Here is a 26,396-nt window from a genome sequence, read left to right as displayed (position 1 = left end):
GTGAGAAAATGATTGAAATGCAAGATGTATGGAAGACGTACCCTAACGGAACTCACGCACTGCAAGGAGTTTCAGTAAAAATTGACCGCAATGAATTTGTGTATGTTGTCGGTCCATCCGGCGCGGGTAAATCTACTTTTATGAAATTGATTTATAGAGAAGAAGTGCCAACTAAAGGTCAAATTTCTGTGGGAGGCTTTAACATAGGGAAGCTTAAACAACGTAAAATCCCATATGTGCGCCGTAATATCGGCGTTGTGTTTCAAGACTTTCGGTTATTACCAAGGATGACAGCGTATGAGAATATCGCTTTTGCCATGGAAGTTATTGAAGCCCCGAAGAAGGTCATCAAGAAACGTGTGAATGAAGTTCTCGATCTGGTTGGACTCAAAAATAAAGCAAATCGCGAGCCCTCACAGCTCTCAGGTGGAGAACAGCAGCGTATTGCAATTGCTCGGGCTATCGTTAATAACCCATCTGTTATTATTGCGGACGAGCCTACAGGTAACTTGGACCCTGAGACTTCATGGGGCATTATGCAGCTGCTGGACGAAATTAATTTTCGTGGAACAACAATTGTAATGGCTACCCATAATAGAGATATCGTGAATAAAATGCGCAAGCGGGTGCTTGCGATTGAGAACGGAAACATTGTGAGAGACCAGGCGAGAGGGGAATATGGCTATGAGTTTTAAGACCTTCTTGCGACACTTGCGGGAAGGCTTCAAAAGCGTATTCCGTAATGGCTGGATGTCGATTGCTTCGATCACTTCCATCGTCGTCTCTCTTTTTGTCCTAGGTGTATTTATTCTTCTTGTTCTTAATGTGAATGCTGTAGCGGATGAGGCAGATAGCCAGGTACAGATTAATGTGCATTTGGCACTAAATGTAGATCAGAAGTTGCGTGAGACTTTGCAGACTGAAATTGGCAATATGCCGGAGGTCAGCAAGATTACGTTCATCTCCAAGGATCAAGGACTTAAAGATCTCCGTGCAGATATGGGTGAGGACGCGGCTGAGCTTCTGGAAGGGTTCGATGAAGACAATAACCCTCTCCCAGATACGCTTAAGGTAGAAGTTGTCGAACCTACTACAGTATCATTTGTGGCTGAGAAGATTGAAGCACTCAACAAGACACATACTGATCAGCCCATTTACAAAGTGAAATATGGCAAGGGCTCAATAGAAACCTTGTTCAAAATAACACGCGCTGTACGAAACATTGGTTTTATTTTTGTAGCAGGTCTGGGGCTCATGTCTATGTTCCTCATCTCTAATACGATTCGGGTTACGATACTTGCTCGTCGTAAGGAGATTGGCATTATGAAGCTCGTAGGCGCGACAAATTATTTTATTCGCTGGCCTTTCTTTATAGAAGGGGCATTGATCGGTCTGATCGGATCGCTCATTACCTCCGTTGTCTTGTATTTGGGTTACAGCACTTTGGAATCGACCGTACAGGGAGATCCTATGCTCCAATTGCAGCTAATTCCGTTCGATAATATTTGGATGCTGGTCGTCGGTGTACTAGTTGGACTAGGCGTGCTGATCGGCGTCTGGGGAAGCACGGTTTCTATTCGTAGGTTCTTGAAAGTTTAATATTAAAAAGTGAAGGATGGGGAGTGCAAGTTGAAGAAGATTGCTGCCGGACTAGCCGTAATGTTACTAGCTGTCACTATATTCCAGCCCTCTGATGGATATGCCAAAAAAACAAGTGTTGCCGAAATCGATAAGCAGCTAAAGCAGCTGCAAAAAGAGGTGCAGGAAGCTAAGGCGCAGCAGGAGAAAGCGGCGTCCCAAACGCAGGAAGCACAGCATTATAAGAATAAGACGAATCTCAATCTGCAGTATGTCTTACAGCAAGTGGATCAAGTTAAGGGCAAAATGACCGAAATCTCTACCCAAATTTCCGATACAGAACAATCTCTGAATGTTACGGCAACGGAATTGGATAAAGCAGAAGCACGAGTCGCCTCTAGAGAGGAAGTCTTAGGATCCCGTGTTCGATTAATGTATACCGATGGAGCGGTTTCTTACTTGGATGTTTTGCTCTCCTCGACAAGCTTTGCTGATTTTCTGGATCGCGCGGATTCACTTAAGATGATTGTGGATCAGGATCAGGAGCTGTTAGTTCAACATAAGCTGGACAAGCAGACGGTGATAGAGAAGAAACAAGAGCTTGAAGGGCAATATGCCCAAGCCAAGCAGCTGTATACTTCTTTGGAACAACAGAGAAGTTTGCTGAAGGAGAAAGAAGCTGAGAAACAGGAGCTTATCGCATTCTATGATAAGCAAATTCAAGAAAGTGATGATTTAAGTGAAGAGCAGAATGAAAAGCTAGTCAAACTGGCAAGCGAACGCTCTGCGCTGGAAACGCAAAAGGATAAGATTAAGGCGGAGGAAGCCGCTCGCAGAGCAGCAGCGGCTAAGGCGGAAGCGGCTCGTAGAGCTGCGGCGGCTGCCAAGAAGGCTGCAGCTGCAGCTGCAGCTAGTAAGGGAAGCAGTAGTTCTAGCTCCAGCTCTAGTGATACGGGATATTCAGGTGGAGATGGGCCGTTTCTACTTCCTGTAGGATCCGCAAGAATCTCATCCCCTTATGGACCACGGACACATCCAATCACGGGTGAGAAGGGGAAAGTACACACCGGCGTCGATTTTGCGGTTCCACAAGGAACCAATATTCATGCGGCGGATTCCGGAACGGTTATCTTGGCTGAATGGTGGAGCGGCTATGGATATTGTGTAATTATTGATCATGGAGGCGGAGTTTGGACGCTCTACGGACATATACGTAAAGGCGGTCTTAGAGTTAGTGCCGGGGATAAAGTCAATCGCGGAGATGTGGTTGCTGAATCAGGTTCCACAGGTAATTCAACGGGTCCCCACCTTCACTTCGAAGTACGGATTGACGGTAAGATTGTAAATCCTATGCCTTATCTCTAATTTTTAACGAACTTATAACTCATATTATTTGATTGTACGGCATATACTGGAAGAGATACCGTACCTTTCAGGACGGACTTAGGATGTTGTTTACAAGATGGACAAGAAGGGACGGTGGGAACATCATGTTAAAAAAAAGCACCGCGGCGTTTATGATTATCGCCGCCCTGCTATGCGGTAGTTTAGTAACCTTGGGCGTGACGGGTTATACTCATGTCTTTGGACAAGCTGCAGGACAAGGATTAGCCTCTGCGTTGCAGGTTGCAGGTCTACAGCAGAAGGAATCCCAGAAGCTTGGGACTGCGCTCAGTTTGATTGAGAGCAATTACTACGAGACGGTAGATCGGGAGAAGCTGATAGATGGTGCTGTCAACGGTATGATGGAAGCGCTAGGCGATCCCTATTCCAACTATATGGGTAAAGAAACTGCTGAGAAATTTGAAGAGAGCATTGAGGGTTCCTTTTCAGGTATCGGTGCAGAAGTCTCTTCGGATAACGGTAAAGTAGTCGTGGTCTCCCCAATCAAGGGTTCACCTGCTGAAAAAGCAGGAATTCAGGCTAAAGATGTCATTTTGTCCGTTAACGGAGAATCGCTAGAAGGCATGGATCTAAATGCTGCTGTTGCGAAGATACGCGGACCTAAAGGCAGTAAGGCTACTTTGAAAATACAACGTTCCGGCTCTGTAGAGCCTCTAGAGTTCGCTCTTACTCGGGATGATGTGAAGCTTGAGACGGTATACTCAACTATGGAAAAAGACGGTGTAGGGGTAATCGAGGTCACTCAGTTCTCCCTAAATACTGCAGAACGATTCAAGGAAGAGCTTGGAAAGCTAGAGAAGCAAGGCATGAAGGGATTGGTCATTGATGTCCGTAATGATCCAGGCGGTGTCCTCCCGATTGTTATTGAGATGGCTGAAGAGTTCATTCCAGCTGGTAAAAACATAGTTCAAATAGAATACAAAGATAAAAAACGCGAAGTTAGCACCTCCAAGGGATCTAGCAAGGCTTATCCAGTGGTAGTGCTAATGAATAAAGGTAGCGCGAGCGCCTCGGAAATATTGGCGGGTGCCTTGCAGCAGTCAGCGGGAGCCAAGCTAATAGGTGATAATTCATTTGGTAAAGGCACGGTGCAGACAAGCTTTGACAAACAGCTTGGAGATGGCAGCTTACTGAAGGTTACCATTGCTAAATGGCTTACACCGGACGGCACATGGATCCACGGCAAGGGAATTAAACCGGATATCGCGGTAGCGCAGCCGGATTACTTCTCAGTGGCTCCGATTAACAAGAGCGTGACGCTGCAATATAACATGAACAACGGTGATGTAAAGAGTGCACAGACGATGCTGGATGGCTTAGGCTACAAGCCTGGACGCAAAGATGGCTATTTCGATACTGGCACTAAGAATGCAGTGAAGAAATTCCAGAGTGAAGCGAAACTTCAAGTCACAGGCATGATTGATGCCAAGACCGCGGAGGCGCTGGAGGTGGCACTGATCAAAGTGATCCAGGACCCTGCCAACGACAACCAACGGAATAGAGGGATTGCTGAGATTCAGAAGGAAATTAAGGCGGCAGCGTCGAAAAAGTAAGAAGGCTGAATTCAGCCTTCTTTTTTTCTAAATATAAGAATCGATCAAGGGTATAGCACACGCATGGTGTAGCTTAAAGCTGCTGATGGTTGACTACTTAGTAAGGATAACCGTCGAATAAACCTGCAATAATACATTTTTTTATGGTACGAAGATGGCCGAAGCGATAATTCCTGCGAATCTGCAGTAATACTTGCCCCATGGGGAGCTTTCGAGCTATAAGTGAGGTTATTCCTGTACATTTGCAGTATTCGCTCCTAATGAAGAGGATATCTGTACAAATGCTGCACTTTTACAGGCTTTCTCTGATCTAGCCAAAGTGAAAGGTATGAATGAATAAGAGGGATGAACAATTTCATTCTGGTATGTGAACAGGGGTTCATGAAAGTTTTTTGGTAGAGTAGGAAGGAGTGTGACGAACAGTTTGAATGTGATTCAGGAATGGTTAGGAAGCTTGGGCACTGCGTTCTTACACTTATTGATCCAGCCATATTACTATATTGCTATTATATTTATTGCGTTGTATTACCGTAGGCAGGTGGCATTAGAACGTAAGCTAATTCATGTGAAGTTACATAGCTGGGGTCAAGAAACGTGGCGAACGGTGTGGAGCGGGCTGGTGATGGGACTAGTGGTTTCTATTGCAGCCATATTGTTAGGAGTATCCTTATCAGGTACAGCTGTGGCCTGCATTTGGGTAGTCAGTATAGTGTTATCGCTATTGCGTGTACGGTATTTGTGCTTCGCTTATTCTATAGGTTTGCTAGGTGTGATTCAATTTGTACTGAATTTCTTTCCAAACGCCTTACATAGCGGAGCGGTTGGGAATATTACAACAGCCATACGGGAGATGGATATTCCCGCATTGCTAGTGCTAGCTGCGCTACTGCACATGGCGGAGGCGCTGCTGGCCCGCTGGCAAGGGGCGAAGCTTGCGACGCCCCTCTTCTTGAAGGGCAAGCGCGGCATGGTTGTCGGCGGCTATCAGCTGCAGGCTTTCTGGCCGCTGCCGCTGTTCCTGCTGATCCCTTCGGGCGCAGGAACGGAGCTGCCGTGGCAGCCGCTGCTGGGCGGCGGGCTTGGCATTGTCTCTCTGCCCGTCATCATCGGCTTCAGCGAGATGACGCAGGGCATGCTGCCCGGGCGCAAGGCGGCCCGCACTTCAGGACGGCTGCTGATGTACAGCTTCGTCCTGCTCGGCTTAAGCCTGCTTGCCGCTTGGTGGAGCCCGCTGACCCTGCTCGCGGCGCTCGCAGCGATGGTGCTGCACGAAGGGTTAAGCTGGTACAGCGCTCTGGAAGAGCGCAGCATCAGCCCCATCTTCGTGCATCCACCGCGCGGCCGCAAGGTGCTGGCCGTGCTGCCGGGCAGTCCCGGGCAGGAGCTGGGCATCCTGCCCGGCGAGATTTTACTGAAGGTCAACGGGGTCCTGTTGACCGATGCCGCGCAGCTACATGAGGCGCTGCGCATGAATCCAGCGTTCTGCAAGCTGGAGGTGCAGAACCGTGAAGGGGAGAGCAAATACCTTCAGAGCCCGATCTACGACGGGGACCATCATCAGCTCGGCATCATTCTGGTACCGGAGACAGATGGAGCGGTTACTGCGGAGGCGAAGCCTTCCAGCATCTTCAGCATCATCGCGATGAAGACAGGTACTCGCAGCCGGCATCTTCCGAACGGCCGACTCAAACGGAACAAAGCTACTGAAGCCAAGAAGGAATCAGCGGAAGGATAACTAAAGTTAAGCCCGGACTCTGGAAATAGAGTCCGGGCTTTTTTGTAGAACTTCTATCCACGCCCACCCTTCAAATAGAAAATAGCGATTTGCGTACGATCTCGCAGCTCTAATTTACTTAGAATATCCGTTATGTAATTTTTGACCGTACCCTCGCTAAGAAACAGCTGTCCGGCGATTTCTTTGTTGGTATGCCCCTCAGCGATAGAGGCGACAACGGCCAATTCCATTTTGGTCAGTCCGAAAGATTCCAGTGGCTGTACCTGTGGAGATTCAGGACGGGCCGCGGGCTGTAGAAATGTGGTTAGTTTGCGCGCGATATCAGGGTGGATTAGCATGTTGCCTTCATTAACTGTTTTGACGCCTTGTATGATACGGTCAGGAGGTATGTTTTTGAGCAAATATCCACTGGCACCGTTCCGCAGCGCCTCAATGATATACTCATCGTCATCGAAGGTAGTTAGCATCAGTATCGAAACCTGAGGAAAAGCCTGCTTAATTTTTTCTGTCCCTTCAACACCACCGCAGCCTGGCATCCGAATATCCATCAAAATCACATCCGCCATATCTCCCGCTTGGAGCAAATTCAAGGCCTCGTTTCCGTCACTTGCAGTTCCGATCACTTCAATATCGGGGTCCATCCCTATCAGTACTTGCAGACTTTGACGAATAAAAGGATCGTCATCTACAATTATCACCTTAATCATTAGCGTGGCTCCTTCTTCATAATATAGATTTCTTTTTTGCTTCAAGTCCTACGTTGCCTATACAATCTCTCCCTGCTTATAAATGGGCAACCGCGTAACAATGGTGAATTGAGGCTCCTGCCGCCATTCCAAGGTTCCGCCGATCAGATGTGTTCGTTCGAACATTCCTTTCATCCCGACCCCTCCACTTTCCGGCAGTTTGGTTAGTTTATTGCCTTCGGGAAGCGTCCCGTTGTTGCTGACCTCCATCGTAACTCCAGTATCACTAAAGTCGACTTTAATCGAAATCGCAGTTGCATTTCCGTGACGTAGGGCATTGGTTATGGCTTCTCGGGCGTTCTTATACAAGATCACCTGAATACTAGGATATAGCGGGTAAGGTATCCCATGCACTTGGTATGAGGTCTCGATTCCCGTATCGCGGCCGATCTCTTCTAGCAGCCGGTCTAACGCATGAGCTCCCTCTAATTGTGGCGTATAGTTGATACGCTTCACTGCAGAGCGCATATCGTCCATGCTGGCTGACAATTGATCTCGAATGAGCTCCATCATCTGCATTCCGCTTTCAGGGGAGGTGGGTAAGGTGAGTAGCGCGGCTTCCATCATCATTTTAATGCGGATGAGGCGGTGGCCGATATCATCATGGAGCTGGCGGGAGATTCGAACCCGTTCTTTGGACTGGGCTGCATCTTCTATTTGGGCGTTAAACTCCAGCAGTCGGTTGCGGGCTTCATCCAGCTCGAAATGCTTTTTTCGCAGCTCATCGTAAAGATTGAGGGTATTCTCACGGCCCCGACCCGCCCTCTGTAACAATTCGTTGAGATAGGCGATGAGCAGAAAAGTAATATTGATGAATGTGATTATAAGCTTTGGAGAATCCCAGAGCGCTATGTTCAAGGTAATCAGATGCACAACCGTAAACACGAGAGGTACTGCTTGGGGCTGAAGTCTAGAATAATAAAGTAATGCTGAAATGGCCGGGAAAATCATTATGCTGCCGTACTGGTAACATAACCAGGCAGTGAACAGTATTTCCACAATGCTTATTAAGGCATGAAAGGAACGGGGTAGCTTTGGCACCATGACCACAAGGAATAGAAGCATCAGAATATGCAACGTGAAGATTCCATAGTCTGCATATGGGTAGATGTAAATGCTAATACAAGCAGGAATTATGATGAGTAGGTATCGCAATAGGGTCAGTTCTCTAGTCACACCTAAGACATCCTTTATAGAGTTTCTTCTAATCTTAGCATATTCGCCTACTTCTTCAGGAGATGACTTAAGTCACCTTCAAAAGATGACTTTTCGTACCTCCGTGGTCAATTCCTTTAAGCTAAAATTGTAAATATAGAAGCGCAAAGACAGGAGCGATGAAAAGATGGCAATCGCCGTATTGACCGATGTGGTGAAACGATATGAAGGTAAATTAACTGTAGATCATGTGAACATGACGATAGAAGAAGGAGAAATCTTTGGCTTGCTAGGCCCAAACGGAGCGGGTAAAAGTACAACGATCAGTATGATCTGCGGCTTGCTTAAGATTGACGGGGGAGACATTGTTATCGACGGTCTGCCCGTTTCCTCGAAATCACTTGAGGTGAAGAAAAGAATTGGTTTGGTTCCACAGGAATTAGCCTTATACGACACGATGACAGCGGCGGATAACGTTACCTTTTTCGGAAGATTGTATGGTTTGCGTGGCAAGCTCTTGAAGGAACGGGTAGATGAGGCTCTTGCGTTCACAGGCCTTAGCGATCGTGCAAAAGAGAAACCCTCAACCTTTTCCGGAGGGATGAAAAGACGTCTGAATATTGCCTGTGCTATTATGCATCGTCCCAAGCTGATTATTATGGATGAACCTACGGTGGGGATTGATCCGCAATCTCGTAATCATATTCTTGAATCGGTTAAGGAGCTCAATCGACTCGGTTCAACGATTATTTATACCAGTCACTATATGGAGGAGGTTGCGGCCATTTGCGATCGAGTAGCCATTATGGATAAAGGGCATATCATTGCTTGCGGCACGGAAAAAGAACTGAGAGAACGCGTTGCCAAGGAAGAAAAAATCGTCATTAAAGCTGCTAATATCACATCGGAGCTTGTTCAGGAGCTGACGCTTCACCCTAGAATTAGACGCGTAGAAGCAAAGGATGAAGTAGTCGAGCTATATCTGCCTTCTTCACAAGGGGAGCTACAGGACATCCTTTTTATTTTTGCCAAGCATAAGGGGATTATCGGCTCGCTAAATATTGAAGAACCTGATCTGGAGACGTTGTTTCTAAACTTGACCGGAAGGACCTTAAGAGATTAAAGGGGGGATTATTCTGATGAATACTTGGACGATTATGATCTATGAGCTGCGAAGACTATTTAGCTCACGTTCTATGATATTAAATATGTTTTTGCTGCCCCTGTTATTGATCTTTCTCTTAGGTGCTTCGCTCTCCGGTGTCGTTGGTGACAAAGGCTCCACTACTATTGATGTTGTGCGAGTGGCTGTTGTTAATCTTTCTGGTGAGGGCTATGAGAGCTCGGTGATGATGGATAGCTTTTTGAAGTCAACAGAGCTTAAGGATATCATTACTCCGGTTATGGTGGGTAGTCGAGAGGCGGCAGAAAGCGGTCTGCGAACAGGAAAATATGGTTATGCGGTTGTTGTTCCTCCCAGCTTTGATAGTAAGGTACAGAGCGGTGAAGCCGCACAGCTGGAATTTATACTGGGCCAAAAAAGTACAGATAACAGGGTGGCAGGGACGGTCTTCGATAATTTTCTGAGGAATCTTAATTATAAACAGTCTGTGGCGATGACACTGGGTCCAGAAGCTTTGAACGTTATGGCACCTAGTTCCACCAGTAATGAGTCTTCCGTAAAGCTTGGAGAACTGAGCGAGGGAGGATATTCATATACTTCTTCCCAGTTCTATGCGGTATCCATGATGCTGATGTTTTTGCTGTATAGCGGCTTGACGGTATGTACTTCTCTTTTTAATGAAAAAGAAAATCATACCCTTTTCCGGATAAATTCAATGCCAGTCAAAGGCTCAGAACTGTTTATTGGCAAAATGCTTGGTGTGGGTGTTGTAAGTATAGTACAGTGCGCAGCGATTATTATTCTGACGAATGTGCTGTTCGGTGTGAATTGGGGAAATCGCCCGGGCTTGTTACTCCTATTTTGCTTGCTGATGATTGTGGCTTCAATGACCTTATCTATCGTTATTTCTATGTTCAGCAAGACTGGAGCAAGCGCAAGAAGTGTGGTTACGGTACTCACTGTAAGCATGACCTTCATTAGCGGGGGAATGGCACCACTTCCAGAATCGTGGGTGAACTCTATAGGGGCGTTTACGATTAATCATTGGGCAATGCAGGCTATTCTGAAAATGATGTTACATGCCGATGTATCGCAAATTATGCCGAATTTGGGAGTGTTATCGCTGATCTGCCTAGTGTTGTTCAGTGCAGCGGCTATTTCGTACCGGAAGGTGGGTTATCATGGATAAAATCTTAACGATTGCCTGGAACATGGTGAAACGAACCATTGGTACTAGGAAGGGGGTGCTCATCTATATTCTGCTTCCTTGTATTGTACTTGCAGGTATTGTTTCCGTTACTGGAACGATGGGAGAGAACCCAGCTGTTGTGCTGTATTCGAATATGGATAACGGGGCAGCAGGTAAGCATTTGCTCACTGAACTAAAGAATTCCGGAGAATATAAATTTGTAGAAAAGACTGACGAGACTGCTTTAAGAGAAGGCGTAGTCGATCAGAATGGAGAAGCGGGGATTCTAATTCCAGCAGGCTTCACTTCGGCACTACTTGCTGGAGAAGAGCCACAAATTAGTGTGTATGAGCTGAAGACGAATGAAACTTCCGTTATGATTAAATTAAAAGCGAGCACAATTGCTGATGAAATGAGGAGTACGGCCGCGATCATAGGGGCAGTTAATAACGGATCTAAGGACGTTGACGCACAATTTACTACGGTTATGCAAAGAGCGGAACAGCACAGTATTGGCAGCATTCGAACTGATTATAATCTATATCCTCGGGAGGGACTGGGAGTCGTTACGGGCTTAACGCTAATGTTTCTCATGAGCCTGGTCACGAGCTCTGTGTCTCTGATTATGGATGATCGGAAAGGCCGGACGATGATGCGAATGTTCAGTGCTCCGGTTCGTTCTTACGAGATTGCTATTGGCAATTTTCTGGGTAGCTTCATGGTCGGACTGATTCAGATCGTCGTAGTGCTCGCCTTAGGTCGCTGGGTGCTGCACTATGATTATGAAGTTCCAATCTATCTATATTTTCTTGTTCTTGCAGCATTTATGCTGGTGTCTATGGGGATCGCGAGTACAGTGGCAGGATTAATTCGTAATCCTAATAATGCTGGTATGCTGAATTCCCTTATCATCACACCGACTTGTATGCTTGGCGGCTGCTTTTGGCCTTTATCCATTATGCCGGACTATATGCAGAAGGCGGCTAACTTTGTTCCGCAAAAATGGGCCATCCAAGCGGTCGACATCGCTGCAACCGGTGGGGGCTGGAATGAGTTGTGGTTACCCTTTGCCATCTTAGGTCTTATGGCTGCTGTGCTACTGGCGATTGGTTCTGCCATTCTCCGCCCAAGTGAAGCTGGAATTAATGCTTAGAAAGCATAAGGCTAGATATTCATAGCTTGGGCTGTTACCTTCAGGTACAATAATAGGTATCAAATGTATTTGATTCTTATTATGTACAATAGAGGACATTTCTAGGAGGATGAACAGATGAGCAGCAATAAATTGGCTTGGACATGGCGGGTGAAGGAAGAATGTCTGGAAGAGTATGTAGCGATGCATTTAAATCCTTGGCCAGAAGTTTTGGAGGAGCACAGTAAAGCTGGTATTTCTAACTACTCCATCTTTCAGAATGGTAATCAATTTTTTTATTGCTTTGAATGTGAGGATACGGAAGCGGCTTTCGATTACATTGCTAAAAGTGACGCCTGCAACCGATGGAATGCCATTACTTCAAAGATGGTTGAAGGGTCATTTGATTTCAATGATGAGGTGCCAATGTTGCCTTTACGTGAAGTGTTCTATCTAAAATAGTGAAGCTGATTCTTTATTAACTAAAATTTGCATAAGGTAAAATATCGGCGTATCTTGTTTACAGTCTTTTATATTACGGTTATAATATATTTAATATTGTTTAATTGAATAATTTTTTGTTTTTTGGAGGAGCCTGTCAACAAGGGCTCCTCTTTGTCTTTTTTTGGCTTGGAGATGTCCCTAGTTGGCAGTTCTTATATACAACAAGGGAGTGGATGAAACATGGAGTTTGTTCTATATCTTATGCTGATTATACTATTCACCAAGCTAGCTGGTGATTTATCTGTACGACTGGGACAACCGTCGGTACTGGGTAAGCTAATTGTCGGTATCATACTGGGTCCTGCGGTACTGGGTTGGATTCAAAATGGAGAGTTTATTCATTATTTTTCGGAGATCGGTGTTCTATTGTTAATGTTTATAGCAGGGCTTGAGACTGATCTGGATCAACTGCGCAAGAACTGGAAGTCAGCTTTCGCAGTAGCCGTCGGAGGTATTGTTTTACCTTTTCTAGGTGGATTCGCCATCGGAGAAATGTTTGGTTTTGCTTATCATAATGCTATGTTTATGGGTGTCATTCTTAGTGCAACTTCAGTCAGCATATCGGTTCAGGTACTGAAGGATATGAATAAGTTGAATACACGTGAAGGTTCTACCATTCTGGGAGCCGCTGTAGTCGATGATATTCTGGTTGTTATTTTGCTCGCTGTATTAATGAGCTTTTTCGGCACAGGAGAATCAGTGTCCATTGGTCTTTTAATTACGAAAAAAGTGTTGTTCTTCGCTGTAGCGCTTGTTGTGGGTTGGTTCGTTGTGCCGCGGGTTATGAAATGGATGGCTCCGTTAAAGGTGACAGAGGCTGTTATTGCAGCGGCGCTAATGATTTGCTTTGCGTTCGCGTATTTTGCTGAAATTATGGGGATGGCAGGCATCATCGGTGCTTTTGCAGCTGGGATTGCTATTTCACAAACCTCCTTTAAGCACACTGTGGAATCTAAGCTTGAGCCTATCGCCTATTCGATTTTTGTTCCGGTCTTCTTTGTCAGTATCGGACTTAATGTTTCCTTTGAAGGGGTTGGCAGTCAACTAGGATTCGTCCTCTTGTTGACGGTGATTGCCATTCTGACCAAGTTGTTTGGTGGCGGCCTGGGGGCGCGTCTTACAGGATTTAATAACCATTCATCGCTTATTATTGGTTCAGGGATGATTTCGCGGGGTGAGGTTGCATTGATCATCGCGGCAACAGGTCTGCAAAGCGGATTGTTGCAGCAGCAGTATTTTACTTCCGTAATTATTGTTGTCATTGTAACTACACTTGTAACACCACCACTCTTAAAATATATGTTCCGCGATCCAGTGCGCGCTAAACAAAAATAATAATCATAGCAAAAGGGTGTCTCGAAAGCCATTTTACATGGCTTTTGGGGTGCTCTTTTTTTGTTTGCTCTAATTCCCTATCCTTCGGAAGGAGAAAGCCCCCCGTCTTAAGACTGAGTATAAAACCAGCCGTAGGGCTGTTTTGACTTCGACCAAAAATGTCTAAACTAAATCTCGGGATGGAAAATAATACATAATGGGGCAGTCATAAGAGGAGTACCAGAAATATACGGGGTGGAAGGGGAAACGATAATGAAATGGTTAACCAAATGGTCGTTCGGTAACAAGGCGGCGGTAGGGCTTTTAGTGGTAATGGCGCTTGTAGTGGGAGGGCTGAGCTACACTTCGCTACCGATGGAATTTATGCCAGAGGCAGATAATCCGCAAGTGACTGTAACGGTGCTCGGTCCGGGTCAGGATGCCCATGCGATGGAGACGAAGGTTACGAAGCCGATTGAGGCTGGGGCCGCATTTGTTAAGGGAAAGAAAGAAATACTGTCCACTTCCGGAGACGGATACGCACAGGTGAATATTTTTTATGACTCAAAAACAAATATGAAGGATGCAGCTGGGGAGGTGCAAAAGGTTGTAGATTCGTTGCAGTTCCCTGAAGGTGTGATGGCCCCTTTTGTACTTCAACTGAATACTTCCATGATTCCTGTGTCGCAGGTCACCCTTTCGTTTGACGAAGGTCTGACTAAAGAAAACCTTAAGCTTGCGGAAGAAACGATCATTCCAGAGATGCAACAAGCAGAAGGTGTAGCCAACGTCGCCTTATATGGGAAAGTAACTCCTCAAGTGCGGGTGAAGCTAGATCCAAAATTAATGGCTGAGAAAGGAATTACGACACCTCAAGTACTAGGGTTACTTCAGGGACGTAATATATCGGCATCCCTTGGAGAGCAGACGATTGGTGGTCAGACAGGTAACGTAAATGTGGTTTCTACAATTGATAGTATCGATACTCTAAAAAAGCTACCCGTATCCTCGGGTGTTAAGCTACAGGATATTGCTGTCATCGAATTGAAGGAAGATCAAGAGAGCGTTAGCCGCTCGAATGGGAAAGATGTTCTTTTCGCCATAGTAACCAAAGAAGCTAATGCGAATGCAGTAAGTGTCGGAGATCATATACAGGATACCGTAGCACATATTAACAAAACCATTCCAAATGCAGAGGCAGCGGTCGTATTCAGCACTTCAGATATGGTGGTTACCTCGGTCAATAGTATGATGCGTGAAGTATTGCTGGGCGCGCTGTTCGCGACGATCGTAATTTTACTGTTCCTACGCAACCTGCGGGCAACCCTGATTACGGCGGTTTCTATCCCGCTTTCTCTAGCAGTTACCTTATATCTGCTTGATATATCCGGCATAAGTCTGAATATTATTACGCTCGGAGGTGTGGCCGTTGCGGTAGGTCGCTTGGTTGATGATAGTATCGTAGTGATTGAGAACATTTACCGTAGGCTGCAAAAAGAACCCTTCTCACGTGAAATGATTATAAGCGCAACTGGGGAAGTGGCTAGAGCGATTACTTCATCTACGATTGCAACGGTAGCGGTATTTCTGCCGATGGGTCTTCTGCGTGGTAGTTTACAGGCGTTCCTACTTCCGTTTGCCTTAACGGTCACGTATTCACTGTTAACTTCACTCGTTGTAGCTTTGACGGTGGTTCCGCTGTTAAGCTCATGGCTGCTGAGAAGAACTTCAATGAAAGAACACGAGCCGTCTAAATGGTTCACCCGATTCCTCGATTGGAATTTGCGCCGGAAATGGATTACTTTATCGCTAGGTCTTCTCCTTCTGATTGGCTCTATCGCTGCTTATGTGACTATGCCAAAAGGTGCGCTTGATGCTTCAGATGCCAGCTATGTCTCTGTTCAGTTGAATTATCCGAAGGATGTTCCTGTCAAAGAGATTTTAGAAAAAGGAAAGCAGTTAGAGCAAGATTTGATGAAACAGCCTGAAGCGGAAACGGTGATCATGCAATCAGGGAACAGTGCAGATGCGGCGCAGTGGGGGTCCGTCAGCTCGGAGACCTTAGTGGACTATACCGTTGTGATGAAAAAAGGTGCGGATGCACAAGGCTTCATCGATCATGTCCGTGATGTGAAGGATTCCTACGCTGGGGCAACACTTGTTGCTAATCAAATGAGTATGATGGGTTCAAGCTCCACTAGCGAATATATTGATATCGTGGGTGATAATCTTACAGATATTACTGCTGTTGCAGCAGAAGTTACGAATAAGTTGAAGACTGTGGAGGGTATTCAGAAGGTCAGTAGTAATATGGAGGATACCAAACCTGTCTTTACATTTAAGGTAGATCCAGCACAGACCAATGCACAAGAAATTACCATGCAATTGTCGGCTATGCTGAATCCGATCCCTATGGGGCAAATCGAACTGGACGGTACACCTGCAGGAGTAGTGTTAGATCCTATGGCTGAGCCTAAGACAGAGCAAGATTTAAAGGCAATGACGCTCATGACTGCTGAAGGTCCAAAGCCGTTGTCACAACTAGCAACCTATGAGGTTCGGAATGAACCAGCACTGTTGTTCCATAAAGATGGGAAGCCATATGCGAGAATTACAGCGGAAGTGGATCCGAAGAAGGTGTCTGAAATCGGAGCGGATATTAAAAAGCAAACCGATAGTCTTACCCTTCCAAAGGGTGTGACTCTATTTGCAGGCGGAGCCTCGGTTGATCAGTCAGAGGATTTCGCTGACCTTGGTATGACAGCGCTGATCTCCATCGGGTTGGTATATCTGATCATGGTCCTCACCTTCAAAACCCTTCGTGCTCCGCTGGCAATCATGTTCTCCTTGCCTTTGGCTGCGATTGGGGCGATTGTTGGACTGATCGTATCCGGCGTAACACCTGATTTCACTGCCCTGTTCGGGGCTCTGATGCTAATTGGTATCGTCGTCACGAATGCGATTGTGCTTATCGACCGTATTAAGCAGAATGAAACGAATATGGGTATTCGCGAAGCCATTCTGGAAGCGGCCGGAACACGGATGCGCCCGATTCTGATGACGGCTATTGCTACCATTTGTGCCATGACTCCACTGCTGTTCGGCCATGCCGAGATGGGCAGCATCGTCTCGCAAAGTTTGGCGATTGTGGTCATCGGTGGCTTGACCGCGGCAACGCTGCTTACGCTGGTTGTAGTTCCAGCGATTTACGAGCTGTTCTACTTCCGTAAATCGGCTAAGGAGCGCAAGGGCGCGGCGAAAGTAGAAACTTCGACGCATGGTGCGTAATATCAAAAAGTTATAGTGATAAACAACTGAAACAGGCCCTTCTCAGACATTTTTAATGATGCTGGGAAGGGCCTTATTATTTTGAAAATGAGAATTTACTTGCGTATTTGTGCGAGAGATCTAAGTTTTGATTTTATAAATAATAAATATTTTCTATGGAAAACATTATGGACAAATTCAAATTTCATAAGGAATACATACCGCTACCCTCGAAATTAGGATATCATAACTCCAGATTTTTGCGAAGGTGCAGGCCGAGTAGATCATAGTGTTGATTTTTATTTACATGCAAAAACGCAGGCGACGATACTTGGTGTCGTGGCCTGCGTTTTTAATACTACTCATTAGCTGTTAACCGCAAGAACAATTCAATACCGGCTTACGCGCAGCCTGTGTCTCATCCAATCGGCTAATTTCTGTGGTATGAGGTGCGTTGATTACGATTTCCGGTGTCTCCTGCGCTTCTTTTACGATCTGGATCATCGTATTTATGAAGCCGTCGAGCGTTTCTTTACTTTCCGTTTCCGTCGGCTCGATCATCATACATTCCTCAACAGTCAGAGGGAAGTACACGGTTGGCGGATGGTAGCCGAAGTCGAGTAATCGTTTAGCAACGTCTAAGGTGCGTACACCATACTGCTTGAGGTTTTTGCCGGACATTACGAATTCATGTTTACATACGCCCGGATATGGGATTTCAAAATACGGCGCCAGACGGTGCATCATATAGTTCGCATTCAGCACAGCATTTTCGGATACCTCACGCAGTCCGTCTGGACCATAGGTGCGGATATAGGCGTAGGCACGAACGAGAATACCAAAGTTGCCGTAAAAAGCTTTCACGCGTCCAATCGATTCAGGACCGCCGAAGTCGAGTGAGAAGCTGCTATCTTCGTTTTTCACCACAGTTGGTTGTGGTAGGAACGGAATCAAGATTGATTTTACGCCGACAGGTCCGGCTCCAGGGCCACCTCCGCCGTGCGGGGTGCTCATTGTCTTATGCAAGTTCAGATGCACCACGTCAAAGCCCATGTCGCCAGGGCGGGTAATGCCCATAATAGCATTGGAATTGGCTCCATCGTAATAGAGTAAGCCGCCTGCTTCGTGCACGATCTCAGCAATTTCGACGATTTGGGTCTCAAACAAGCCGAGTGTGCTTGGATTGGTCAGCATCAATGCGGCTGTGTCACTGCCAACAGCTGCTTTGAGTGCTTCAAGATCAACCATCCCTTTATCTGTGGAAGGGATCGTGATCGTTTCAAGTCCTGCTGCTGAAGCACTAGCAGGATTGGTGCCGTGTGAGGAATCCGGCACGATAACCTTCGTGCGGGTCTCGCCGCGGCTTTCATGGTAGGCGCGGATCATCATGAGGCCGGTCCATTCACCATGAGCACCTGCGGCAGGCTGTAAAGATACAGCATCCATGCCGGTTAGTGCGGATAAGTCATTTTGCAGGGTATACATTAATTCCAGTGCACCTTGAATGCTTTCTTCTGGCTGGTAAGGGTGGATCTTAGCTAGGCCTACGATGCGGGCAACATCTTCGTTAATCTTCGGATTGTATTTCATCGTGCATGAACCGAGTGGATAGAAGCCGTTATCTACACCAAAGTTACGGCGTGACAAGGAAGTGTAGTGGCGAATGACATCCACTTCCGATACTTCTGGAAGCACGACGGGTTCGCTACGGAGTAAACCTGATGGAATCAGAGATTCTAAGCTTTCTTCCTGCGGCACATCGCATAGTGGCAAAGAATAGGCCGAACGGCCGGGACGGCTTAATTCAAAAATTAGACTTTGCTCCGGTTTCATAAACAGCCCTCCAGTGCGCTAGCGAATTGGTCGATTTCGTTTTTGCTTCTTTTTTCCGTAACGGCTACCAGCATATGTCCAGCAAGTTCAGGATAATCACGGCCCAGATCATAACCGCCTAGATAACCTTCCTTCAGCAGCTTCGAATTAATTGCACTTACGCTGCTTCCTTCCGGAAGCTTCACGACAAACTCGTTAAAGAATGGGGAGGAGAAGGTTAGTTCAGCCCCTGTTAGTTCGCTTAGTTTATTAGCGGCGTAATGGCTTTTACGAATGTTCAGCTCGCCTACTTCACGCATCCCTTCTTTACCCATTACGGACAGGTAGACGGATGCGCAGAGTGCGAGCAGCGCCTGATTGGAGCAAATATTCGATGTCGCTTTTTCACGACGAATATGCTGCTCACGAGCTTGGAGTGTCAGAACGAAGCCGCGTTTACCGTTACGGTCAACAGTTTGACCAACGATACGACCTGGCATGCGGCGCATTAAATGCTCTGCTACAGCGAAGAAACCACAGGTTGGACCGCCGAGGGAAGCTGGAATACCGAGTGGCTGAGCGTCACCGACTACGATGTCGGCTCCGAGCTTACCTGGTGTTTCTAGAATGCCAAGAGCGATCGGATTTGCACTGACGACGAACAATCCTTTAACGGCATGGATCAGCGGCTCAACGGAGCTAAGATCTTCGATGCTGCCAAAAAAGTTAGGCGATTGCATCAGTACTGCAGCCGTATCACCATCAATGGCCTCAGCAAGCTTAGCCTGATCGGTAACACCGTCTCTATAGTCAATCTCCACTACCTCAAGACCCCAAGCATTAGCCGATGTGCGTAACACTTGGCGCGCTTCAGGATGAACGGTGCGGGAGACAATTAATTTTTTGCGTTTGGTGGCACCAGCTGCAAGGACTGCTGCTTCGGATAATGCGGTTGCGCCATCATACATACTGGCATTGGCAACTTTCATACCGGTTAGTTCGCAAATGTAGGATTGGAATTCGAAGATCGCTTGCAGTTCGCCTTGGCTGATCTCTGGTTGGTAAGGAGTATAAGCAGTGTAGAATTCCGAACGGGAAATGACATGGTTGATCACCACGGGGATGTGATGGTCGTATAATCCGGCGCCGAGGAAGCTGGCGTGCGAATCGAAGTCAGCATTTCGGTCAGCGAGACCTTTCATGTGACGTAGCAGGGCGTACTCATCGAGCGGTTCAGACATCGGCATAGTGCCTTGATAACGGACGGCTTCAGGGATATCGGAGAACAGCTCATCTATGGACTGAATCCCGACGGTTTCCATCATCTCTACGCGGTCCTGTGCTGTCATGGGCAGATAACGGTGCTTCATTAAGGTTTCACTCCTTGGCTTTTTTAAAATATAAGAAAGTACAATTTTCACGTTATACTTTATCCTTTTATTTCTCGCTTAAAAGTTCACCGTCCTAATATGGACGCTAAAGGCGTTTATACTTGTAAAAAGGGGCCTTAATCACGACAGCTTTAAGCTGCTTGCCACGTATCTCTACGAAAACCTCTGTGCCTATTTCACTGTAAGCTGTATCAAGCAAAGCTAATCCCAGGTTGCGTTTCAGCGTTGGAGATTGGGTTCCGGTTGTGACCTCTCCGATTTTGATGCCGTCCGCATAGACTGGGTAATGGGAGCGTGGAATGCCTCGATCAATCATTTCTAGACCGACAAGACGGCGGGGGAGACCCGCTTCTTTTTGCTGTATCAACGCATCGCGTCCGATGAAATCCGCTTTGTCCAGCTTCACGAAGAACTGTACTCCAGCTTCAAGAGGCGTGATGTCAGCCGACAGCTCCTGACCGTACAGTGGCAATTTTGCCTCGAAACGAAGCGTATCCCGTGCGCCCAGTCCAGCAGGTGTTAATCCGTGAGGAGAGCCAGCTGCGAGAAGGCCGTTCCATAACGTTGCTGCCACATCCAGCGGAGCGTAAATTTCGAAGCCATCTTCACCGGTATAACCCGTACGGGAGATCAGTACTTCTACACCGCAGACGGTTGCGCGTTCGATGAAGTGGAAAGGCTTGAGCGTTGAGATCGGTGCATCAGTAACTTCTGCGAGTATGGTCTCTGCCAGCGGACCTTGCAAGGCGAGCAAAAGCGTCTCGTCAGAGACATTAGTGAGTGTGACTTCACCGAATTCAGAGGTCAGATGTTCTTGCAGCCACTGGAAGTCCTTATCGATGTTGGAGGCATTTACGACAAGCATATAACGGCCTTCACTTAGTCGATACACGAGTAAATCGTCGACCACCCCGCCGTTTGGATAACAGAGCAGCGTATATTGTGCCGCACCATCGGTAAGGCGGCTGACATCGTTGGTCGTCATTTTTTGTAAGAAGGCTTCAGCGCCGCTTCCGATCACCATGAATTCACCCATATGCGATACATCGAACAGTCCAGCCTGCTGGCGAACAGCCTCATGCTCCTTCACGATACCTGTAAACTGTACTGGCAGCTCCCAGCCGCCAAAATCAATGCACCTGGACTCCGCATAAGCGGAATAGAGATCATAAAAAGGCGTTCTTTTCAAAGCATCCATGTCGTCACTCCCCTAGTCTGATTACATACGAAAAAAAGGACAGGCAGAAGCAATCATGCATAAATGCACTAATCGCTTTCTGCTCTGTCCTTTGTACCTGAGAGTTACCCTGCGTAACTAACATGCAAGTTTCCCCGTTGGTGACCTGACGCACTCAGCCTCGCGTCTGATGCTCTCCAGAGGTACGTCCGACAAAGGTCCTTTTGCCTGAGAGATTCACCCCTGTTAGGGCTTACTCCTTCGGCGCCGTCTTCAAGTGAGACAGTCTCTCCCTATGCCATCATCCGCAACTGTATTTGTTTCTTATGTCTCCATTAAACGGGTATAGGAGGGCGCTGTCAACAAGAAAAAGTCAAAAAAACGACAAATTTATTTTACTTTTAGTAATATTGACATTATGCTCCGCGATCACTTAGGCTATAACTAAATTTAGAATTCCAATTTGGAAATGAGGCGGCTTGAAATGAGTGAGGTTTTAGATAACCTTCTTTACAGCGAAGAGCATGAGTGGGCACAGCAAGTGGAAGGACGCGTAGTACGTGTTGGGATTACGGATCATGCTCAGCATTTGTTAGGCGATATCGTATTTGTGGAATTTCCTGAAGTGGGTTCGGCCATTTCAGCTGGCGACAGCGTAGGCAGTATCGAATCCGTTAAGACCGTATCGGAACTCTATTCACCCGTCTCTGGGAAGGTTACCAAGATTAATGATGGTTTAGAAGCTAGTCCAGAGCTAATTAATGATAAGCCGTATGGTGAAGGTTGGATTTTTGAAATTGAAGTGGACGGAGAGTATGCTGATGCTGTAAAAGGACTGCTAGATGCAGCTGGATATCGTGCATTGGTAGGGGAGTAATTCTAATTTTTTTCTGAATATTAATTTCACCGCATGTGATATTTGTAGCAGCAAGTTTCTGTTTTTGGGGACTTGCTCTTTGGTGTTTCTATATAAATAGCGGTCGGGATCTTTGAGTTAAATCCTGGGACTGTTTGGAATTATGGGATTTTATTTAAAAGCGAATCTACTGATTGTGGAATTAGGGAAAACCTCCCTTATTTTAGACGAATATAGCGTGACACTAAGGGTTTTAGGGAATTCTTCCCTAAAATTTCAGTGAAAAGCGCTATTTCTGACTAAATAGGGTATTAATCAGGGAGGAATTCCCTAATTCTGCGCCTGGACAAGGGAATAGGCAGATAATCAGGGAGTATTTCCGTAATAAATAGTGGCGAGCCCATTTTGGTATGTTGATAAGCAGATTCGCTCCCGCACAGGCCTAGCTATTGTAACTAGCTCTGAGTAAAACATTTTTTAGGCACCCTCTTGAAGCTGCCGCAGCACAATGATCTCTACACGGCGGTTCTTTTGCTTACCTGCAGCTGATGTGTTCTCCGCGGTGGGCTGGGTATCAGCATACCCTGCATATTGAAAATTGTCGGGGTTCAACCCTTCATGATCTAAGAAAAAGCGAAGCACTGACAGCGCACGAGCACCAGATAGCTCCCAGTTGTCGTTATAGTGAGAAGCCGAAGATACTGGAGTATTGTCGGTATGTCCTTCAATGCTGATCTTTGCGCCGATATCGCTGAATAAGCCAGATAACTGCTGAAGAGCAGGCAGGGCTGGAGACTTCAGGTCTGCCTTACCTATATCGAAGAGAAAACGGTCACTGAGTGTGATTTCTATCCCCTGCGGTTTGTCGGCAACAAAAATTTGTTCTCCGAGATTATTTTCCTCTACATAGTTCGTAATCACACCCATTAATTCAGCAAGTTTAGCCTCTTGTTCTCGAAAAGCAAGTTCACGTGCCGAAGGTGTTTCGTTCTCCGTTTGTTCAGCAGATCCATCATTCGGTCTCGCAGTTGCAGCTGCATTCCCATTCCCGTCTGTACTTTCCGGTTTGTTCTCAGTTGATTTCCCAGCATCTAAAATGCCGTTCCCACCCTCAAGGACAGTGCTGCCAGATTTGAAGGTCTCGGATAACGAGCCTGTCACGATGTTATATTTGTCAGTATCCAGGCTGCTCATCGCATACAATATAACGAAAAAAATAAGTAAAAGTGTAATTAGATCAGCATAAGTAATCATCCAACGGTCGCGGCTTTCCCGAGCCTCTACACGCCGCTTGCGCCGGTCTCTTTGTCTCATAGAAGACCTCTAGTTTCCGCACGGTCATTCGTGTCCGTGTCTGAGATGAATGAGTTCAGTTTTTTACGCACCAGCAAGGGGTGATCCCCGTTCTGCAAAGAAAGAATGCCGACGAGCAGCATTTCCATACTATGTAGCTGGCTTTGACTGCGGGATTTGATTTTGGAAGCGATGGGTAAAAATATTAAATTAGCGATGGCAACACCGTACAATGTTGCGGTAAATGCCACTGCGATAGATGTGCCCAGATTTGACGGATCTGTAAGGTTGCCAAGTACACGGATGAGCCCCATCACCGTCCCGATAATTCCCATCGTTGGTGCATATCCACCTGCAGCTTCAAAAATCTTAGCATAGTTCTCATGCTTCAATTCTTTAGCATCCATTTCTAATTCAAGGATCTGTCTTACCTGCTCAGGATCAGTGCCGTCGACAATAAGAAGTAGACCTTCACGTGTAAAAGGGTCCGGATGTTCTTCAGCTTGTTTTTCTAACATTAGAACGCCGCCGCGACGGGCCACGGTTGCCATTGCAATAAGTTCTTCTGCTTTTTCTACATCACGATCAGGGTTGCTACCGAAAGCCATGCGTAATGCTGTTGGAATGGAGCGCAGCTTAGATGCCGGGAAACTGATCATAACGGCGGCAAACGTACCCCCGAACACAATCAAAGCTGCATTAAGCTGCAGCAGTCCTGAGAGGCTTCCGCCTTCCCAGAGATAGCCGCCGATTAACGCAGCCAGTCCAGCCAATAGGCCGATTATTGAGGTAATATCCATGCTTCAAGCTCCTAACATTTCTATGTATTATGGTTTGCAACGATCTAGGCAACACTGTATAATGAACGGGAACACATATTCTTATCTTCCATATTTTTTAATTATAAGAAAGTATAAGTTTCACGTTATACTTTAATCCTTATAATTCTCGCACAACAGCTTAACGTCTTTTAGAGACGCCAAAGGCGTTTTAGCTTGCCATCGTATGGAGAGAGAACATTCAGACAACAATTATAATATATTAATCTAGTTTAGACGATAGAGGGGAGACGGGCAAATGAGTGATATTGTCGTCAGTACAAAGACTTTTGAATTGGAGTCCGAGTATACACCCCAGGGCGATCAGCCTCATGCCATAGAGGAATTACTACAAGGCATCCGGCAGGGCAAGAAGCACCAGACGCTGCTGGGCGCGACGGGTACGGGTAAGACGTTTACCGTTGCACAAGTTATTTCCAAATTAAACCGCCCGACGTTAGTTATTGCGCACAACAAGACTTTGGCTGCCCAACTGGCGAGTGAGTTTAAGGAGTTTTTTCCGCATAATTCGGTAGACTATTTCGTCAGCTACTACGACTATTACCAACCAGAGGCGTATATTCCCTCCTCCGATACTTATATCGAGAAAGACTCCAGTATTAATGAAGAGATTGATAAATTGCGCCACTCCGCAACGAGCTCCTTGTTCGAACGGCGTGACGTTATTATTGTGGCGAGTGTGTCTTGTATTTACGGCCTCGGTTCGCCGATGGAATACGGAAGCTTGCTTTTGTCCTTGCGGGTAGGGATGGAGAAGCCTCGAAATGAGATTTTGAGCAGGCTAGTGGATATCCAGTACCAGCGTAATGATATCAATTTTGTACGCGGAACCTTCCGTGTACGTGGTGATGTGGTTGAGATTTTCCCGGCATCTCAGGGTGAGCATGCCATTCGGGTCGAATTGTTCGGTGACGAAATTGAGCGAATCACTGAGATTGATGTACTGACGGGTGAACTGATCGGGGAGCGCGATCATGTCGCTATTTTTCCGGCGTCTCACTTTGTTACCAAGGAAGAAACGATGCGAGTGGCACTGGTCAACATTGAAAAAGAGCTGGAAGACCGCTTAACGGTTCTTCGTGACGCAGGAAAGCTTCTTGAAGCTCAGCGTCTGGAACAGCGGACACGTTATGATATTGAGATGATGAAAGAAGTGGGCTTCTGCTCTGGGATTGAGAACTATTCCGGTCCGCTCACCTTCCGTGAACCAGGGGCAACTCCGTATACATTAATGGATTATTTTCCAGATGATATGTTGATCATTATTGATGAGTCCCATGTAACACTTCCACAGATTCGGGCGATGTATAATGGTGACCGGGCGCGTAAGACGGTACTGGTAGAGCATGGTTTCCGTTTGCCGTCTGCGCTGGATAACCGTCCACTCCAGTTCGAGGAATTCGAAGAAAAAGTGAAGCAGATCGTATATGTTTCAGCGACACCTGGACCCTATGAAATGGAGCACTGCGACACCATGGTGCAGCAGATTATCCGGCCTACAGGTCTTTTGGATCCGATCATTGAGGTTCGTCCTACAGAGGGACAAATCGATGACTTGATTAGTGAAATTCGTGATCGGGTGGAACGAGACGAACGTGTACTCGTCACAACGTTGACGAAGAAGATGTCGGAGGATCTGACGGATTACTTTAAGGAAATTGGGATTAAGGTTCGTTATATGCACTCTGATATCAAAACGCTGGAGCGGATGGCGATCTTACGTGATCTTCGTCTTGGTACATTTCATGTTTTAGTAGGGATTAACCTGCTAAGAGAAGGTCTCGACCTCCCAGAAGTATCGCTGGTCGCTATTCTCGATGCTGATAAAGAGGGCTTCCTTCGTTCCGAACGCTCCCTAATTCAGACGATTGGTCGTGCGGCCCGTAACTCCGAGGGTCGTGTAATCATGTACGGTGATCGAATCACTGATTCGATGGAGAAGGCGATGAGCGAAACGTCGCGTCGTCGCGCCATCCAAATCGCCCATAATGAGAAACACGGCATTACCCCAACCACCATTAATAAAAAGGTGCGTGACATCATCGAGGCTACGAAGGTTGCCGAGACTAAAGCGGATTACCTCATGGGTGTTGGTGGCAAGATGAATAAGAAAGAGAAACAAAGCCTGATCCAGCGTCTGGAAGCTGAAATGAAGGACGCAGCGAAGAACCTGCAATTTGAACGCGCGGCAGAGCTGCGTGACGCATTGTTGGAGCTTCGGGCCGAGTAATAAACCTTAAATGCATCACCGATATTTAAAATAAGTAATTGAACGGTGCTGTCCTGGCCGTTCTTTTTGAATAAATAGAAAACAGCTTTGATATTTGA

General features: G+C 46.5%; 20 protein-coding genes and 1 riboswitch. Of the genes, 13 read left to right on the top strand and 7 right to left on the bottom strand.

The window, feature by feature from the left end; translation table 11 throughout:
- The first annotated feature begins 8 nt into the window (after window positions 1-8).
- From ftsE to MKX41_RS22245, 5 genes are all read left to right on the top strand, one after another.
- Complete coding sequence (gene ftsE, locus MKX41_RS22265; protein ID WP_042192319.1) at window positions 9-695, top strand: cell division ATP-binding protein FtsE; 687 nt, start codon at window positions 9-11, stop codon at window positions 693-695.
- The gene (gene ftsX, locus MKX41_RS22260; RefSeq protein ID WP_042192317.1) at window positions 685-1,599 is read left to right on the top strand and encodes a permease-like cell division protein FtsX; all 915 of its coding nucleotides are present in this window, start codon (window positions 685-687) and stop codon (window positions 1,597-1,599) included. Before ftsE ends, ftsX begins: the two co-directional genes overlap by 11 nt.
- A gap of 30 nt (window positions 1,600-1,629) precedes the next feature.
- A complete protein-coding gene (locus MKX41_RS22255; RefSeq protein ID WP_339243708.1) occupies window positions 1,630-2,943 on the top strand; it encodes a murein hydrolase activator EnvC family protein in 1,314 nt (437 codons plus the stop codon).
- A 125-nt stretch (window positions 2,944-3,068) separates the two neighbouring features.
- On the top strand, window positions 3,069-4,535 hold the full coding sequence (locus MKX41_RS22250; RefSeq protein ID WP_042192313.1) for a S41 family peptidase: 1,467 nt from the start codon (window positions 3,069-3,071) through the stop codon (window positions 4,533-4,535).
- Window positions 4,536-4,959: 424 nt separating this feature from the next.
- Window positions 4,960-6,270, top strand: coding sequence for a PDZ domain-containing protein (locus MKX41_RS22245; RefSeq protein WP_340973142.1), 1,311 nt, complete (start codon window positions 4,960-4,962; stop codon window positions 6,268-6,270).
- A gap of 53 nt (window positions 6,271-6,323) precedes the next feature.
- Here the strand turns inward: MKX41_RS22245 and MKX41_RS22240 are convergent, their stop codons facing one another.
- Window positions 6,324-6,977 (bottom strand): response regulator transcription factor, encoded by a 654-nt coding sequence (locus MKX41_RS22240; protein WP_340973140.1) that lies wholly within the window; start codon window positions 6,975-6,977, stop codon window positions 6,324-6,326.
- Between the two features lie 57 nt (window positions 6,978-7,034).
- On the bottom strand, window positions 7,035-8,192 hold the full coding sequence (locus MKX41_RS22235; protein ID WP_340973138.1) for a sensor histidine kinase: 1,158 nt from the start codon (window positions 8,190-8,192) through the stop codon (window positions 7,035-7,037).
- 166 nt (window positions 8,193-8,358) lie between these two features.
- On the opposite strand from MKX41_RS22235, the gene MKX41_RS22230 reads away from it, so the two are divergent.
- The 6 genes from MKX41_RS22230 to MKX41_RS22205 all read left to right on the top strand — a co-directional run bounded on the left by MKX41_RS22230 (window position 8,359) and on the right by MKX41_RS22205 (window position 16,721).
- On the top strand, window positions 8,359-9,294 hold the full coding sequence (locus MKX41_RS22230; RefSeq protein WP_339243702.1) for an ABC transporter ATP-binding protein: 936 nt from the start codon (window positions 8,359-8,361) through the stop codon (window positions 9,292-9,294).
- A gap of 16 nt (window positions 9,295-9,310) precedes the next feature.
- Window positions 9,311-10,483 carry an ABC transporter permease gene (locus tag MKX41_RS22225; protein WP_340973135.1) on the top strand — a complete coding sequence of 391 codons (1,173 nt, stop codon included), beginning with the start codon at window positions 9,311-9,313 and terminating at the stop codon, window positions 10,481-10,483.
- The gene (locus MKX41_RS22220; protein WP_076285708.1) at window positions 10,476-11,636 is read left to right on the top strand and encodes an ABC transporter permease; all 1,161 of its coding nucleotides are present in this window, start codon (window positions 10,476-10,478) and stop codon (window positions 11,634-11,636) included. Before MKX41_RS22225 ends, MKX41_RS22220 begins: the two co-directional genes overlap by 8 nt.
- A gap of 117 nt (window positions 11,637-11,753) precedes the next feature.
- Window positions 11,754-12,077 carry an L-rhamnose mutarotase gene (locus MKX41_RS22215; protein WP_042192298.1) on the top strand — a complete coding sequence of 108 codons (324 nt, stop codon included), beginning with the start codon at window positions 11,754-11,756 and terminating at the stop codon, window positions 12,075-12,077.
- A gap of 222 nt (window positions 12,078-12,299) precedes the next feature.
- On the top strand, window positions 12,300-13,454 hold the full coding sequence (locus MKX41_RS22210) for a cation:proton antiporter (protein WP_340973133.1): 1,155 nt from the start codon (window positions 12,300-12,302) through the stop codon (window positions 13,452-13,454).
- 252 nt (window positions 13,455-13,706) lie between these two features.
- Window positions 13,707-16,721 carry an efflux RND transporter permease subunit gene (locus tag MKX41_RS22205; RefSeq protein WP_340973131.1) on the top strand — a complete coding sequence of 1,005 codons (3,015 nt, stop codon included), beginning with the start codon at window positions 13,707-13,709 and terminating at the stop codon, window positions 16,719-16,721.
- A 351-nt stretch (window positions 16,722-17,072) separates the two neighbouring features.
- Here the strand turns inward: MKX41_RS22205 and gcvPB are convergent, their stop codons facing one another.
- The 3 genes from gcvPB to gcvT all read right to left on the bottom strand — a co-directional run bounded on the left by gcvPB (window position 17,073) and on the right by gcvT (window position 21,101).
- Window positions 17,073-18,533 (bottom strand): aminomethyl-transferring glycine dehydrogenase subunit GcvPB, encoded by a 1,461-nt coding sequence (gene gcvPB / locus MKX41_RS22200; RefSeq protein WP_076286983.1) that lies wholly within the window; start codon window positions 18,531-18,533, stop codon window positions 17,073-17,075.
- Complete coding sequence (gene gcvPA, locus MKX41_RS22195) at window positions 18,530-19,882, bottom strand: aminomethyl-transferring glycine dehydrogenase subunit GcvPA (RefSeq protein ID WP_340973129.1); 1,353 nt, start codon at window positions 19,880-19,882, stop codon at window positions 18,530-18,532. The genes gcvPB and gcvPA overlap by 4 nt, the downstream gene beginning before the upstream one ends.
- Before the next feature lie 106 nt (window positions 19,883-19,988).
- Window positions 19,989-21,101 carry a glycine cleavage system aminomethyltransferase GcvT gene (gene gcvT / locus MKX41_RS22190; protein WP_340973127.1) on the bottom strand — a complete coding sequence of 371 codons (1,113 nt, stop codon included), beginning with the start codon at window positions 21,099-21,101 and terminating at the stop codon, window positions 19,989-19,991.
- A gap of 185 nt (window positions 21,102-21,286) precedes the next feature.
- Window positions 21,287-21,385: riboswitch (glycine riboswitch) on the bottom strand.
- 179 nt (window positions 21,386-21,564) lie between these two features.
- Between gcvT and gcvH the strand changes: the two genes are divergently transcribed.
- Entirely contained in the window at window positions 21,565-21,957 is a 393-nt protein-coding gene (gene gcvH / locus MKX41_RS22185; RefSeq protein WP_076286985.1) for a glycine cleavage system protein GcvH, read from the top strand.
- A gap of 456 nt (window positions 21,958-22,413) precedes the next feature.
- Here the strand turns inward: gcvH and MKX41_RS22180 are convergent, their stop codons facing one another.
- On the bottom strand, window positions 22,414-23,250 hold the full coding sequence (locus MKX41_RS22180) for a flagellar motor protein MotB (protein ID WP_340973123.1): 837 nt from the start codon (window positions 23,248-23,250) through the stop codon (window positions 22,414-22,416).
- Window positions 23,247-24,029: a flagellar motor protein gene (locus tag MKX41_RS22175; RefSeq protein ID WP_076286986.1), complete on the bottom strand. Its 783-nt coding sequence runs from the start codon at window positions 24,027-24,029 to the stop codon at window positions 23,247-23,249. The genes MKX41_RS22180 and MKX41_RS22175 overlap by 4 nt, the downstream gene beginning before the upstream one ends.
- A gap of 277 nt (window positions 24,030-24,306) precedes the next feature.
- On the opposite strand from MKX41_RS22175, the gene uvrB reads away from it, so the two are divergent.
- A complete protein-coding gene (gene uvrB / locus MKX41_RS22170) occupies window positions 24,307-26,298 on the top strand; it encodes an excinuclease ABC subunit UvrB (RefSeq protein WP_340973121.1) in 1,992 nt (663 codons plus the stop codon).
- The last annotated feature ends 98 nt before the right edge of the window (window positions 26,299-26,396 follow it).

This window comes from Paenibacillus sp. FSL R5-0475 (assembly GCF_038004585.1).
Classification (GTDB): Bacteria; Bacillota; Bacilli; order Paenibacillales; family Paenibacillaceae; genus Paenibacillus_AQ.
The sequence above is the reverse complement of the archived record's forward strand: the minus strand, read 5'-3'. Positions and strand labels throughout refer to the sequence as shown.

What these genes read in the sequence shown, in the direction of transcription:
- ftsE (WP_042192319.1), top strand. Translation starts at nt 9, where the DNA reads ATGATTGAAATGCAAGATGTATGGAAGACGTACCCTAACGGAACTCAC.
- gcvH (WP_076286985.1), top strand. Translation starts at nt 21,565, where the DNA reads ATGAGTGAGGTTTTAGATAACCTTCTTTACAGCGAAGAGCATGAGTGG.
- MKX41_RS22230 (WP_339243702.1), top strand. Translation starts at nt 8,359, where the DNA reads ATGGCAATCGCCGTATTGACCGATGTGGTGAAACGATATGAAGGTAAA.
- MKX41_RS22240 (WP_340973140.1), bottom strand. Translation starts at nt 6,977, where the DNA reads ATGATTAAGGTGATAATTGTAGATGACGATCCTTTTATTCGTCAAAGT.
- MKX41_RS22220 (WP_076285708.1), top strand. Translation starts at nt 10,476, where the DNA reads ATGGATAAAATCTTAACGATTGCCTGGAACATGGTGAAACGAACCATT.
- MKX41_RS22205 (WP_340973131.1), top strand. Translation starts at nt 13,707, where the DNA reads ATGAAATGGTTAACCAAATGGTCGTTCGGTAACAAGGCGGCGGTAGGG.
- MKX41_RS22225 (WP_340973135.1), top strand. Translation starts at nt 9,311, where the DNA reads ATGAATACTTGGACGATTATGATCTATGAGCTGCGAAGACTATTTAGC.
- gcvT (WP_340973127.1), bottom strand. Translation starts at nt 21,101, where the DNA reads ATGGATGCTTTGAAAAGAACGCCTTTTTATGATCTCTATTCCGCTTAT.
- MKX41_RS22215 (WP_042192298.1), top strand. Translation starts at nt 11,754, where the DNA reads ATGAGCAGCAATAAATTGGCTTGGACATGGCGGGTGAAGGAAGAATGT.
- MKX41_RS22175 (WP_076286986.1), bottom strand. Translation starts at nt 24,029, where the DNA reads ATGGATATTACCTCAATAATCGGCCTATTGGCTGGACTGGCTGCGTTA.
- uvrB (WP_340973121.1), top strand. Translation starts at nt 24,307, where the DNA reads ATGAGTGATATTGTCGTCAGTACAAAGACTTTTGAATTGGAGTCCGAG.
- gcvPB (WP_076286983.1), bottom strand. Translation starts at nt 18,533, where the DNA reads ATGAAACCGGAGCAAAGTCTAATTTTTGAATTAAGCCGTCCCGGCCGT.
- ftsX (WP_042192317.1), top strand. Translation starts at nt 685, where the DNA reads ATGAGTTTTAAGACCTTCTTGCGACACTTGCGGGAAGGCTTCAAAAGC.
- MKX41_RS22180 (WP_340973123.1), bottom strand. Translation starts at nt 23,250, where the DNA reads ATGAGACAAAGAGACCGGCGCAAGCGGCGTGTAGAGGCTCGGGAAAGC.
- MKX41_RS22210 (WP_340973133.1), top strand. Translation starts at nt 12,300, where the DNA reads ATGGAGTTTGTTCTATATCTTATGCTGATTATACTATTCACCAAGCTA.
- MKX41_RS22250 (WP_042192313.1), top strand. Translation starts at nt 3,069, where the DNA reads ATGTTAAAAAAAAGCACCGCGGCGTTTATGATTATCGCCGCCCTGCTA.
- gcvPA (WP_340973129.1), bottom strand. Translation starts at nt 19,882, where the DNA reads ATGAAGCACCGTTATCTGCCCATGACAGCACAGGACCGCGTAGAGATG.